This window comes from Chryseobacterium sp. MEBOG07 (assembly GCF_021869745.1).
In the GTDB taxonomy this organism is placed as follows: domain Bacteria; phylum Bacteroidota; class Bacteroidia; order Flavobacteriales; family Weeksellaceae; genus Chryseobacterium; species Chryseobacterium viscerum.
The window spans coordinates 3,875,612-3,889,488 of sequence record NZ_CP084579.1 but is presented as its reverse complement, the minus strand read 5'-3'; the positions used below and the strand labels follow the sequence as shown (position 1 = coordinate 3,889,488).

At 28.1% G+C, this 13,877-nt stretch carries 11 protein-coding genes; 3 read left to right on the top strand and 8 right to left on the bottom strand.

Annotation, left to right across the window (positions count from 1 at the left end):
- Positions 1-408 precede the first annotated feature (408 nt).
- From LF886_RS17800 to LF886_RS17775, 6 genes are all read right to left on the bottom strand, one after another.
- On the bottom strand, positions 409-1,260 hold the full coding sequence (locus LF886_RS17800) for a hypothetical protein (protein WP_236850956.1): 852 nt from the start codon (positions 1,258-1,260) through the stop codon (positions 409-411).
- A gap of 1,799 nt (positions 1,261-3,059) precedes the next feature.
- Entirely contained in the window at positions 3,060-3,722 is a 663-nt protein-coding gene (locus tag LF886_RS17795; protein WP_236850955.1) for a hypothetical protein, read from the bottom strand.
- Positions 3,723-3,918: 196 nt separating this feature from the next.
- Positions 3,919-5,751, bottom strand: coding sequence for a zinc-dependent metalloprotease (locus LF886_RS17790; protein ID WP_236850954.1), 1,833 nt, complete (start codon positions 5,749-5,751; stop codon positions 3,919-3,921).
- Between the two features lie 138 nt (positions 5,752-5,889).
- Complete coding sequence (locus LF886_RS17785) at positions 5,890-6,357, bottom strand: hypothetical protein (protein WP_236850953.1); 468 nt, start codon at positions 6,355-6,357, stop codon at positions 5,890-5,892.
- Between the two features lie 854 nt (positions 6,358-7,211).
- Positions 7,212-7,808, bottom strand: a complete 597-nt coding sequence (locus tag LF886_RS17780) for a porin family protein (RefSeq protein WP_236850952.1) — start codon at positions 7,806-7,808, stop codon at positions 7,212-7,214.
- Positions 7,809-7,964: 156 nt separating this feature from the next.
- On the bottom strand, positions 7,965-8,753 hold the full coding sequence (locus tag LF886_RS17775; protein ID WP_236850951.1) for a glycosyltransferase family 2 protein: 789 nt from the start codon (positions 8,751-8,753) through the stop codon (positions 7,965-7,967).
- Between the two features lie 1,852 nt (positions 8,754-10,605).
- Between LF886_RS17775 and LF886_RS17770 the strand changes: the two genes are divergently transcribed.
- Both LF886_RS17770 and LF886_RS17765 read left to right on the top strand, forming a co-directional pair.
- Positions 10,606-10,770, top strand: a complete 165-nt coding sequence (locus LF886_RS17770) for a hypothetical protein (RefSeq protein ID WP_236850950.1) — start codon at positions 10,606-10,608, stop codon at positions 10,768-10,770.
- Positions 10,771-10,801: 31 nt separating this feature from the next.
- Positions 10,802-10,951 carry a hypothetical protein gene (locus LF886_RS17765; RefSeq protein ID WP_236850949.1) on the top strand — a complete coding sequence of 50 codons (150 nt, stop codon included), beginning with the start codon at positions 10,802-10,804 and terminating at the stop codon, positions 10,949-10,951.
- A 1,198-nt stretch (positions 10,952-12,149) separates the two neighbouring features.
- Here LF886_RS17765 and LF886_RS17760 read toward each other — a convergent pair.
- Both LF886_RS17760 and LF886_RS17755 read right to left on the bottom strand, forming a co-directional pair.
- A complete protein-coding gene (locus LF886_RS17760; protein WP_236850948.1) occupies positions 12,150-12,311 on the bottom strand; it encodes a hypothetical protein in 162 nt (53 codons plus the stop codon).
- 11 nt (positions 12,312-12,322) lie between these two features.
- Positions 12,323-12,790: a superinfection immunity protein gene (locus LF886_RS17755; protein WP_236850947.1), complete on the bottom strand. Its 468-nt coding sequence runs from the start codon at positions 12,788-12,790 to the stop codon at positions 12,323-12,325.
- Positions 12,791-12,865: 75 nt separating this feature from the next.
- Here LF886_RS17755 and LF886_RS17750 point away from each other — a divergent pair, with 75 nt between their 5' ends.
- Positions 12,866-13,111 (top strand): helix-turn-helix domain-containing protein, encoded by a 246-nt coding sequence (locus LF886_RS17750; protein WP_236850946.1) that lies wholly within the window; start codon positions 12,866-12,868, stop codon positions 13,109-13,111.
- The last annotated feature ends 766 nt before the right edge of the window (positions 13,112-13,877 follow it).

Below are 13,877 nucleotides of genomic sequence, written 5' to 3'. Positions count from 1 at the left end.
AAGATATTACAATTAAAAAAAAAATATTCTTTTCATATTTGATTTATAAACTCATTTAAGTTATATAGAGCTGAAATTAAAAACTTAATAAAATTCAATAATTATTACTGTGAATTATCTAATATAAGCATCAGACAGATAAAAAGCGACTTACTAGCCGCTTTTAAATTTTGTCATCTTATAATTGTAATGAAATTTCTCATCTAAAAAAAGTATAAATACAACAGGTCTCTAAACAAATATTGTAAGATTCATATTTTATGTGAGAAACTCTTGTGTCTTCAGAATCTTTATATAATTTCATTGATTATTCTTTCTACTGTATTATATACTGTAAAAAAACAGTCAATTTTGATGCCATAAAATGTAAATGTAATGAGGGAGTTTTTACAGATATATTTTTGTGTACTATTGTTTTATCCTTATATACGATATTGATGCTTCATTCCAGTCATCCAACATAAATTGTGTTTCCTTACGCAACCAATCACCTGCAACAGATCCGTCACCGTTAGTGTCTCCTACAGAAAAGTAGTTATCCGCATACAAATAATAGGTTTTGGTTCCTGTACTAGTATTATTGATTCCTAAACTTCCTACCATGAATCCTAGATCCTGGGAATTAGAAATTGTAGCTGAAACCAGTTTAGGTCTTATCGCATCAGCTGAGTAGGGGCTAGGAGTTGTTACATCAATTGGTCCTGCATTGGAGTCCATTAATCGAAGTCTAGGAAACTGGGATCCTGGCATATAGGTGTAGTTTGGGGCTACTCTAATAGGAATTACTAAATTTAATATCCATTTTCCTGGTGGGAGAGAGATCTGTACTCCTGTGTAATTTCCAGTTGCTGTATTAGCGGGTAGAATATAGTTTCCAACCCCTAATGGATCAATAATCTGATAATCTACAGAGATAGGTTTCCAGGTTCCTACTCCATTTGCATCTGATACTAGGGCAAAGTTGTCAGTTTGGTTTCCGTCGGCTATTCTAATGCCTGGTACTGGAGCAGCTATTGTTCCTCCGGTTTGAATGTCAAGTTTCTGAGAGGGAGCAATTGTCCCAATTCCAATTCTACCTGTAGCTGTAATCGAAACATCATTTGCTTGTTGGGTTACAGTAGGAGTTCCTGTTATTTGGTTGTCCTTTGCTCCATCAATATGAAATGTTGTTTGTGGATTCTGTGTGTTAATGCCTACTTGCGCATATACTAGCGAGGCCATAAAAACTCCTACAGTTGTAAAAAAAGTGATTTTTTTCATACTTATTATTTTTAGGTTTTTAATTTTAGTGACAATTCATCAAAATAACCAGAATATTCACAAGATTTTGCATTTCATTTTAGAATAATTTCGTTTTATTTCAAAAAACTTGTTAAATTGGTAACATAAAGATAATAAAAAATAAATAACATTATATATATTAAATATTATTTTATTATTAACACGATGACAAATCAAGTCATAAAACACACAAAACACTCTTTATGTGATTATTCAGTAGGTTCTATACAGTATTTAAGATTACTGAAGCATATTTGGTGAGTAGCAATATTACTATGAATTTAGAAAATGGGTTAACAAGATTATCTAACTTTCAGCAAGCAAAACCAAGATACTGGTGTAAAAATTAAACAAATAAAAGCGAAGCATAAATTGCCTCGCCCACCAAATTGATTATTTAGAAGATAAGAAAGATATGAATCAGTTTTTATACAATTGAATAAACCATATTTACTTTAATACTACAAGAGTAAAGACTTTATAGTCATATATATCTATACAAAAGAGGAAGAGCAAACATATATAGCAACCAAAAAACTTATGAAAATATGGGTACAGCTATAGAATATTTTTCTTCCTCATTTCCTAGTTTAGATATAGACAGTTTATTATTTCAAAATTAAAGGCATACAAATAATCCAGATCATAAATTCCTTTATAATTATAGAATGGTCTAAAATTCCCTCCTTATACTATATTAATTTGTGTGCATTAAACAACTCAATAAGAGTAAAAACCAACATCTTTAGCCTCCTGATAATTTCATTATACAGAGCTCTTAACTCTTGAACATATTTTTAATTTAAATAGGATAAAGTAATAATTATTTTGTTATTATAATGATCTCAATGAATTAATTTAATTTATACAATACGTAGAATTAAAGCCTTGTTAAATTTCGTTTTTTTTGAAATCTATCTCATTTTTTTTGAAGTGGACAACTTTAACAGTTGCCCACATTCACAATTAAACCAACGTTAAGTTTGTTTAAAGTTCAAAAAATCCGCGTACACTAACATAAATCGCTATAAAGTAATATTCAAAAATATGATTTTAACCTGTTGAAAAATGTACAAATATCAAACAATTAACTACAAATACCAAAGTGGTAAAAAACGATAAACAGCTATTTTCAAATGATAATATATTCCGGACTATATAATTTATTTAAAAACCATAAAAATTAATCACCTAAGATTGAAAATTCATCGTTCGATTTTCTGTTAATGTTAATAAGCCAAATTCCAGTTTATAAAAATGAAAAGAAAGAACATCCTCGCCAATACCTATCAATTACATGAATACCAGATGTAACCATTGGATTTTGCTTAAAAATAAAAAGGTGAAACAATATATAAATTTGCTTCACCTTATACCAAATGATTAAAAAATCTATGAATATATAATTATGTGATTTAGTTTGAGTATTTTTCCTTTAACTTCTCATAGCTTAAAACCCGTTGCTTTGTTGAAAGATTTTTAGCTTTTTTGGTCTCAAAATTTGGAACTTCTTCATTATTGCCTATTACTTCGGATAGAACAATATCTGTGGGCCATCCTTCTGTACCTTTATATTAAAAATGGTAAGCTGGAGTCATTACAGCAGGAAATTTATTCATTAATAAGAATTATTTTCATTTAGACATACAAAAATATTTACTTTATTTTTTATAAAACTACATATGTGTAACTAAAACTACATATATTATGTATTGAGTAAATGAAAATTTTTGTTCTATAAAAATCTGAATTAATCTTTGTAATCAATACATATTCAACTATTTTTTTGAATTATTATCAATAATTTCTTCTTTAAATAAATCTCCAAATTCTTTAATAACATATCGTTTATTGGCAGTATTCTCAAAAATCACAAACCTATCATTGTAACATCTAAATTCTGCTTTAGGGTACCGAATTTTAACTTTCTCAGTCAATAAAGATACATTTTCAATAGAACTATAATCGAGTTGCTTATCCAAAATATTTAACAACATTGAAAATAAAATAGAGCTAATAACCAACCCCATAATTTTTAAGCTAATCTTTGCATTTCCAATAAGCTTATAAATAAAAATGAACAAAATATTGGCTCCAAAGAATATCAAATATTTAAATATTTGATAGTAACTTTTTTCTATATAAATACTACGAACAGAAAATGAAAACGCTGCAAGTCCAAAAAATAAAGTAATCCAAAACTTTATTCGCTCTCGTTTATCATCTTTAATAGCCAAATAAAAGCTATATGAAAGAATCCCTATGAGATACAGTGGTGATCTTATAAGTATTAAAATACCATCAATTAAAAGCTGGCTAAAAGAGAAGAATTGTATGAGTGATGGTGATAGTGATACTAATTGATAAACCTGTACTCCTCCTCCCAACAGAGTAGGAATAAATACAATAATAGTAAAATATTCCTTTAAAAACTTTAACATATTATTGCCCAAAAGATCCTCAAAAAACTTTTCATTTATCTATTATTGTTTAAGTAAACCTAAATATCCAGTATTGAAGTTTCATTACTGTTGTTCAATATAATCTATGCTTCTATGCAGGTTAAGATAATCGTCATCACTAAATCATCTTATTGGCTGTATTAATAGAAATAATGAACAAAAATTATATTATTTTTTATTGAATGAATTTTTTTGAAATTTTTTCTCCTACTTCAATAAACCTAATGACATACGTTCCTTTATTATAGAAATTTAATTTGATCTCATTACTTTCAGAATATCCTTTTTGAATGACTCTTCCACTCATGTCATACATTTCAAAATTTCCAAATTTTCCACTCCTAGAATTTGTTAAAATTAAAGAATTCCTTGCAACTAAATAACTAATAGTAATATCATTTTTACGATTAGTCAAATCAATTGTACTTAAAGAACTGTAAGGAATTCTCACAGAATAATCTTCTGTTTGTCCATAACTCATATTCTGGCAAGCTGTATTATCATTAAAGTCAACAATTATTCTCATTCTCAAATAAGTGTTTTTTACAGCTGTAGAAGGAGGTGTAAAATTGATCAAATAAGGGGAGGCGGTAGGATTAATTCTCGTTCCTGATGTGCCAATAAGTTCAGTGCTTTCAAAAGATCCATTATTATTATAATCAATCCAGGCTTTTACATATTGTGGATTTGTTTGGAAACTTACGCTTAGTTGATTGGAAGACATACTGATATCTGTATATACTGACTTATTAATACAATTTTGAGCACTATAGTCAATATAATATTGAGCATTGGATGTTGAGTAGGTAGAAGAATTATTATCAATACTTCCAAGCAAGACTCTGGTTGGCCCCATACCATAGTCTCCAGGGTTAATAATGCCCGCAGGATTACATACAGACGCTACTAAAGTTCCTGCTCCAGGATTTGAAGCCAAATCTTTTCCACCTAAAGAATTTGTTAAATTTCCACGATACTGTAAAAAAATAGCCATGCTTCTATCTCTTTGGCCAGCAGTAAATTTTTTGGGAAGTGCCGTGTAATTCATAATATTATATTGAATGCCTTGATAAGGAGATGATGTACAAGGGTTTGGATCTGTATTGACTGGTACCGGAAAAACATTTAAAAGACACGCTGTTGGCTCAGTATCACATACTTTATCATTATCAGTTGTGCAATTGTTATTGATTGGGCAGTCAGAAGTTTGCGGAGAAGATGGTTGTGTTGAGCTACCATTGAATGGATGATATAGTCCCATAGAATGACCAAACTCATGAGCCAGGGTACTATCATTAGTATTAGTAACAACAGCCACTTTCATAAAGCTTTCATAAGAAGCGTCGGTATTAGTAGGAAAGCCTGCCCAGCCCATCAGACCTGAAGTAGATTTATTCCCGTCAAAACCAATCACTACATAAATATTAAAGTATGAGTTTTCTGGCCAATGAGGTGCTAAACTTTTTATATCATCTGTAGTAGGTCCATTTGTGCCATCTTCTTTTACACCATAAGTATCATATCCAGATAGGGAACTTCCATTGTACCTAACAATACCATTACTAGCAGTACATTGAGCTGTTCTTTTTGCTAATACGAGTTTAAATGGTATTACATTTCCATCATCAACACCATTCCCTTCGGTAGAAAAGCCGTTGCCGTAAGTAGTTGCATACATTTTGTTACAATTATCCAACCAAGTCTGGATTTGTGTATTTGTAAGTGAAAGGGATGAATTTGAACTTGATGAGGATTCAATTACATGCACGACAACAGGAATTTCATAAATTGTTCCGGTATACAATTTGTTAGTGAATGTTACTCCCTTTTTTTTAAGATATTCTTTTATATTCATTTTTAAGAGATGATTTTCAGCATCTTCTCTCGCCTTCCTTATTTCAGGATGTTTCATTTCTAATTCTTTTTGAGCAAAATCAAAACCACATGATTGTTGTCCAAATATCATTATACAAAATAATGACAAGATAAAAAGTAAGTTTTTTTTCATTTTAAATTATAATATTTTATTTTCTATGCGAAGAATCTAATATCAAAATCTGGTTATATTTCAATTTCCGATTTTTCTTTAATATTGTTTAATTCGATCTATAATTTATGTAGGGTATTCATTTAACAATAAGGTGTATTAACCCAATTCTTCAGGATAAAATTCTCTTTCTTTAATATTATTCAAGGGATTAGCTAATAGCCAATTAAAAGCAGCGGAAAAAGTCCTTCCTATATAAATAATTTTATCGCTGTTGTGCGGGAGGAAATAATATTTACTTTTAAAGACAGCCACTTGATCACCATGCGTAGTATCCATTATCAAAAAAGACTGCTTAGCATGCTCTTGAGAAAGGACATCTCGTCTCCATGAATAATATTTGTTAATCCTTTCTTGCCAATTTATATGCATTGCAATAATATTTCGTGGCATATAAACTCTTATACAACCACTAACAAACCCTTCTCCATAATTTACTGCAAAGCTTTTATAGTCTGTAGGGCATAGAAAAGAAAATTTTATTTCTAAATCGTCAAAGCTATTCATTGCAGGTAAAATCTGTTTGAAACTTCCAGTAACAGGGTTTGGTATAAGTCCTAATTTCATATTTTATTTGCTATAAGATTATTTATAAAATAAAAATACAGATCCGGTTACTAAAAAAAGTACAAATTTTAGTTATATACTTCTATATTTTTTGATTGCACAACAATGTTTTGAGGAACTCACTCTTTATGGATATTTTCTATAAATATTTTTAACAGCTATCAGTGCTTAGTATCATGTTCATATCTTAAGCAAAAAAAGGTTAAGAAATAATGATCAAATAGTAAAATTGCTCACATAGCTAAATGAAACTCTTGAAAAATCATTAGAATAAGCTAGGTTTGATTTTTACAAATAATGCAATTCACAATTCTCATTACAGGAACAAAAGACATAACTACTTAAGTTGTTGCAATTTATTTTAAAAGCTTTCATTTAAAATACTCATATATGCATAACTATTAATTTGGACTTAATATTCAGAAATGTAGATCAACTTTTAGGGTAACAAATAAACAAATTGAGCAACTTTTAAGTTGCTCAATTGTGAAAATTAAATAACATCGCAGTATTTAATCTCTCGAAAAATTTGATCCCAAAACATATAATTGTTTTGAGCATTTAATGCAAAAAATGATTTTTTCAAGTTAGCTCATTATTAAATTTTACTGAGTACAAATATTAATTGATTAACTACAAATATTGTATATATTGCTAAGTGTCAATTTAAGGTTAAGCTTTTCAAAAATTTGGAATCATTATCTCTTATAAGACGATTCTATAGAAAAATAAATAACTTAAACTAAGCCAACCATACTTTGATATTTTTGGTATTAATAATCTAGTGATTCATAATAAAATAGCCAAGATTCTAATGACCTCGGCTGTTTTATTAAAATTGATTACTAAATATTTTATTTAAACTTATATGTTACCCCTAATTGGAATGTTGAATTTGCCATAGATTCAGCATAAGCTTTTTTAATAGGATTGGTTAATCCAGCAATATATCTTGCATTAAATCCGAAGTTCTTTGAAAAATTAAATCCAAGGCCTAATCCTAATCCAAGGTTAAATTTATTTAAACCATAGCCAAATTTTAATGATGTTCCATTCTCTGTTTTAAACTTATTGTTTACCATTAGACCAAATTCAGGACCCGCTTCAACATAAAATTTTGAACTTACATTATATTGCAACATTACTGGAACTGTAATATAATCAAGATTTAATCTTGCTTGAGCAAAAGATGCAACTTCTTTATTTTCAGGTACAAAAGCGCCATATTGAGAATATAAAGCCTCGGGCTGCAAAGTGAAAGAATTGGCTAAAGGAATGCTAGCAAATATACCAACATTAAATCCAGCTTTGCCAGTTCGGATACTATTGAGATGAGATAAATTAAGTCCTGCCTTTACACCAAATCCAATGGGGGATTTGAATTCAGTTTTCTCTTGCGCAAAAGCTAAAGAGCCTGCAACAATAAATAATCCTAAGATTAATTTTTTCATATTTTTTTATTTTAATTATAATTTTTTTTATATCCAAACAATACAGTAGATCTATTATTGATTTGAATAAGCAATTTGTTTTCAGTAAAACAAATAGATAAATGTGGAAATGGAGGTTAAGAAAAGTAATTTTAAAAAGTGGTATGAATTGGAAATTTATAATCTCTCCGTATTCTTTTTTTCATTTTCAATTAATCTAATCTTTTCATACAGCTTTATATATTTTAAAAAAGTATAATAAGACATTGTTTTGGAAATATAAAATCCGGGAAATCCATCTAAAAAACCAAGTTTGATTATAAATACTTTAATAAACTCAAAGATGGGACTTACAAAAATTTTGACTCGGCTTGTTCTTATACCTTTTTGAAACATTTTTTCAGCCATCATGTCAGAGTATTTATTGATTTTCATGATATGATGATGAATGTTTCTATATGTATAATGATTTAGCCTTCCTTCCAATAGGCCTTTCTTTTCATCTGTAATCAAAAATTCATGTACTTTGTCATTAGAATATTTTGCATATCCTTTTTTGAAAAGTCTTTCGCGGTAAACATTTCCCCAACCTCCATATTTTATTAAGTAGATCCCCAGATAGTTATTAAACTTCACATTATAAACTGACAGTCCAGGGTTCTCAGAAGAGGCAACGTCTTTTATTGACTTTTTAAGTTCTTCATCTGGAACTTCATCTGCGTCCAGGAACAAAATCCATTCATTGGAACATAGATTAATAGCATAGTTTTTCTGTTCACCATATCCATTAAATTTTTTCTCAAAGAATTTTACTTGAGGATATTGTTCTGTACAAATCTCTTTGGTTTTGTCTGTTGAAAAACTATCAACAATTATGATTTCATCAACAGTGTTTATGATTGATTCTAAGAGTCTTACGATATTATCTTCTTCATTATAAGTAATGACTACTAAGGAAATTGGCATTTATTTAAATTATAGGATGTTATTTAATGGGATGTAAAATTGTTTTAGAAAAATTTTAAAGATGGATTCATTCAGATGGTAATTTTGTGCTTAGGTTTTGTTAGCAATATGCTTTTAATTTACTATGAAGTATCTTTGAATTGACATTACGTATAATACGAGATTTGTCTAACCTTAAAACCTATATGTAATAATCTATTCTAATTTTAGGGCAAAATTAAAAACTCCTTTTTCAATAGAATTACAAATTGTAAATAATTAGATATATATAATAAAGGTGAACCAGTTTTTAATGTTTATAATTATATTAAGTTTTAATCCTAAATCATTAAGTACAAATATGGTTTTATTCAAAATTTAAAAGGAACCCTCTTAAAGGGTCCCTCATAAACAAAATTGAGATTTACTGTAAAATTGATTTATAAACATATTGCACTAATTAAAAAAGCCTATGAAAATCTTTACCTCAATAGTGTTTTAATAAATTTTTATTAATTATTAATCTTTTCATTTGTTTTTGCAAGTATATATTTCAATAAATCTTTCGAAAGTATTATACTAATTTTTAAAAAACAAACTCTAAATCGTTCTTTTCCTAGGTAGTCCAAATATACTTATTTATAAAGCTTCCTAAAAGCCATGTTTTGTTCTGATATATTATTGCTCACTACTATAATTTTGAAATCAGCTAGTGTTTTATGCTATTAATACATAATAGCAAAGCAGAAATCAGCTTCTATATACCTAAACAATAAATAATATTTTCTGGATTTAAAAATTAGACTTTAATTCTACATAATATTTTTCTTGAAAAGAATGCGTTAACACTTCTTCCCGTGTTAATAGTTGTAGTTTTTTATTCAATATTTATAATTTTCCAATAGTTTGAAAATGTAATTTTGCAGATATAAACACTTTAGGATATTTCATGATAATACTAATGGCCGATTTTATTAAACTATGAGATTAAATTTTACTCTAAGTGAAACTTTCTTATCATTTGTGTTTTAGCCTCTCGTTTTTATGAGAGGTTTTTTAATTTGTAAATACCCTAGATGAGTTAATAATAGCTTATCTACATTTGTAATTATCTCTTCAAAGCTCTTTTGGCCTTACTTTTTAAGGCCTATTCTGTTGATGGGAAGTTAATTTCAGAAGCATTAAAAAAATCACTATAAATAAAGTTTTTTACAATTTCATTGTTATCATTTGAAAAATGAGGCGCCTTAGAGGAATAATGAAGTATAATAGAATCTGACAATTTCAATTCTTAATTATAACTAACAATAGATTTTTGCATACAACTGTTTTTAATTAATAATATTATAAAATATATTCAGCAATTATTTTCAATAATATTAAATACCATAAATTTAAAATTACAAATATTAAATAATAAACGACAATATTTCATTTTATAGGCTGGTTTTAATTAATGTACTAGAAATAAACCTGTTGTAGTTTCAATAAATGTTTTTCTTTTAGACTGTCTGTTATTTCTTACACCTAATGGAGATAGTTTATGTTCAGTGAAGACAGAAACTAGTTTTTTTTAATAATTCCTAAGTTTTGTTCCTATCATTTCCTAATGTAGTTACAATTTTTAGTTTTCTCCTTAAATCTTAGGGACTTCAATTTTCTTTCGATTTTCATTTTGTAATCAAAAGCTTTAACAAGGTATATTTTATCAGTCTGCCCAATTTTGGGAGATATTAAATTATTTTCAAAGAAAGTTTACCATCTATGTAAATGTCTTTTTTTAGCAGTCTAATATTCTTTATTTTTCACACCTAATTAGAGTTATTTTTATTTATATTCTATATTTGTTATATCAAAAAACAAAAATTTTAAAATGGAAAAAACACTTCATCTACTTTTAGTTGGGATATTACTTACTGTTATTTCTTGTAATAATAAATGGTTTCAGGATATTGGATTAGAAAATAAGAAAGATATTTTATTAAAGCTAATTAACAACGGTCTATCGGTTTCACCACTGGTGGCAAAAAGTAAATGAAATACTAAAGCTCCAATTGATGACCCTTTACGTGGAAAAAACTATTTTAGATAGTATGCATGTTAAAGCAAAAAAGCTTAGAATAGATGAGATTTTTGCAAGAGATTTTTTTAAAGCGCAATTCGAAGCAGGAAAAATAAAGCAAAGGCAATTGCATAAGCAATGGCAGGCACAAAATTGAGGTTTATTTTACCCCTCTCCAGATCTAGCTAAATGAAGTTCGTCCAATTTTGGGTAGTCTAACCCCAAAGTTATTAACAGAACTAAAAAAAGAAAACCCAACTCTTGTGATAATCAATCATTAAAAAAACTAAATATAGATGTAAGAAAAATCTTAAATTCTATTTTTGATGATCAGATTGTAGAAACGACAATAAAACCCATAGAAAACTATTGTAAGATCTACTAAATAAAAATTATGATATGTAAGAATTATTCTTAAGAGGCAAAAAAATATTCAATAACTTTTACCCATAGACTGAACATTCTTTCTTTGGGATCCTAAAAGTAATTTTTCTAATAGATTGGGATTTAGTATTTCATATGATGTTTTGGTCTCAGAAGATTTCTTCATGACCTCTACTATTTCAGGATGAGACAATCTATAACATTTCTAAACCATTACAATGTAACCAAATAAACCATCAATTCATTACAGTTTCATTTTAGATTTTTCATTTTATTTTAAAAATATTTTAAGATATTCTAGTATATAAATTACCAAATTAAGCGATGTTTAATGATATAGTTGCCATATTTTAATGCTTGTTGTTTTCCATAACTTTAGAAAAATTTTAATTAGTTTTAACATATTCTAAACGAGAGTTTATCATCTCATTTTTTATGATTTAAAATAGATTAAATTAGCTTAAATTAACTTTATTTTTTGCAATTGATAATAATGTGATATATATTTAAATGCTAAATGTTGCATGGGTTAGGTATATAATGAACTAAATAATTTGATTGATGAAAAAATAAGATAATATTTTTGGATAATGCTTTAACAACGGAGATGGATCAAGATGTTTTGATTGAGATAATCCCTTATATGACAGAATTGTATACAAATCCTTCAAGCTCTCATATTATTGGGGGGAGGGTTAATGAGGAGATAAAAAAGCAAGATAAAATGTTGCTATTTTATTAAATATAACACTTTTCCAAATTACTTTTACATCTGGAGCAACCTAGGCTCTAAATACTATAACTAAAGGAGTTGTCTCGTAAAATAGATCCATAAAAATCAAATAATTACTGTTTCAACAGAGCATTCAGCAGTTTTGGAAACATGCAAATTCTTAGAACAACAAGGGGTGGATGTTACTTATCTTCCAGTACTTCCTACAGAACTAATAGATCTAAATGTTTTTAGAGAGTTAGTCATCTGGTTCATTATACGTATTTGGAAATGATGTTGACCTAGTATTTCTCTGCTTAATCTTTCTTTTTATTTTTATCTCTTTTATTTTAAGCTCAATGATATGCTTTAATATAAAATCTAAATCTTCATCTCTGATTTTCAAAATAAGCTTCATCATCACTTTTAGATTTAATTATTGATGTATTGATCTAATATTTTCTTTTTTTCAATTTCAAATTCCTCCTCAGTGATGGCTCCTGAGGTACGTAGATTATTCAGTGTATTAAGCTGATCATACTTTGTTGACATTGATTTATACTGTGATTTATTCTTTATATAAACTACATTTCTACTTGAAAAAGCCTTTGAAAAAGCCAACCACCAGCCATAAACTGTCCAGCCAAAAAATAAATTAATAAACAGTACACTAAAGAACTTAAATTTTATTATTGGGCATCTTAGTAAAGCAATAAGAGAGGGTATAAAATAAATAAAAACAATTATTTTGAAGAGTGGAACGTCTCCACTACTATGGCTTGTAGAAGATATTGTTGCTAACATGTTTTTATAAATAATTTTGTTATTATCTCTTTCTTTATGTAAATAAACAATGAAAAGAATAACTTCAAATATAGAACATTTAAATAAAAAAGCCACTAATTAGATACATCTTTTTAATGGTAACATAAACGATGCTTATTTCCAAGCTTTGTATTCTCTAGTAAAGAGTATATGGAGGATAAAGAATTTTTAAAGGAAGAAGTCCTAAAGAAACTCGGGAAGCGGATAAAGCAGATAAGAATCGCTAAAGGATATTCAAGCTATGAATATTTTGCCTATGAGCATAATATATCCCGAGCTCAATATGGACGATATGAAAAAGGAGAAGACCTCCGTTTTAGTAGCTTAGCAAAAGTTATTAATGCCTTTGGTATGACCATGATGGAATTTTTTGCAGAAGGATTTGAAGAAAACTGAATATTATCGACTCACTCATATATTTATTTGCGAAGAAATTAAATTGAGCATATATCAAGATATTGAATAGATATCTAAGATTGTATAAATAACATTTTTAGTTTTTTTAAAATATTGAGATAGCATATATCTGATATTCTTTTCTCCTCATGAGTCCCATCTTCATTTTTTATTTTTTTTCAATACGGCTCCCTCTACGATTGTAATTAGTGGGTTGAGAAAATATAAACCCTTTAGGCTCTTTACTCATTTTTACTGTTTTCCAATTGTAGTCATTATCCATGGCCAAATTGATGAGATTATTGATTTTTAATTTTTCAACATCCTCTAAACTAATCTGATATGTTAATTGGATACGTTGGTGGAAGTCATCATCTATAAGCAGGACATACTTATTATTATATGATACTTTAAAAATTATAATTTCATTATTATCTGTAATATGTTCACTAACAGTAATGTGATTCTTTAACTTTTCTATTATAGAATGGATAATGTTGAATACTTCACTCTTTTTGTCAGTTGTTTTTTTCCACCACTAAGTCCGACAGACTTTGAGCCTGGGTCTATTAGCTTTTTATCAAAAGTTCCATAAGGCGACGTCTCTGGAAAAAGAGTTTTCTCTCCTGTTTTAGATTGGCTACCTTAGAGTCAATTGAACTTAAGATATTTGTTCCCGATTCAATGAAATTTTCAGCCAGTTCTGGATTAACACCATCCTTTGTAAGAGTTGTTTTTTTATTTTGACTGCTTTTTTTAATCTTTT

What these genes read in the sequence shown, in the direction of transcription:
- LF886_RS17800 (WP_236850956.1), bottom strand. Translation starts at nt 1,260, where the DNA reads ATGAAAAAAATCACTTTTTTTACAACTGTAGGAGTTTTTATGGCCTCG.
- LF886_RS17795 (WP_236850955.1), bottom strand. Translation starts at nt 3,722, where the DNA reads ATGTTAAAGTTTTTAAAGGAATATTTTACTATTATTGTATTTATTCCT.
- LF886_RS17790 (WP_236850954.1), bottom strand. Translation starts at nt 5,751, where the DNA reads ATGAAAAAAAACTTACTTTTTATCTTGTCATTATTTTGTATAATGATA.
- LF886_RS17785 (WP_236850953.1), bottom strand. Translation starts at nt 6,357, where the DNA reads ATGAAATTAGGACTTATACCAAACCCTGTTACTGGAAGTTTCAAACAG.
- LF886_RS17780 (WP_236850952.1), bottom strand. Translation starts at nt 7,808, where the DNA reads ATGAAAAAATTAATCTTAGGATTATTTATTGTTGCAGGCTCTTTAGCT.
- LF886_RS17775 (WP_236850951.1), bottom strand. Translation starts at nt 8,753, where the DNA reads ATGCCAATTTCCTTAGTAGTCATTACTTATAATGAAGAAGATAATATC.
- LF886_RS17770 (WP_236850950.1), top strand. Translation starts at nt 10,606, where the DNA reads ATGGAAAAAACACTTCATCTACTTTTAGTTGGGATATTACTTACTGTT.
- LF886_RS17760 (WP_236850948.1), bottom strand. Translation starts at nt 12,311, where the DNA reads ATGATGAAGCTTATTTTGAAAATCAGAGATGAAGATTTAGATTTTATA.
- LF886_RS17750 (WP_236850946.1), top strand. Translation starts at nt 12,866, where the DNA reads ATGGAGGATAAAGAATTTTTAAAGGAAGAAGTCCTAAAGAAACTCGGG.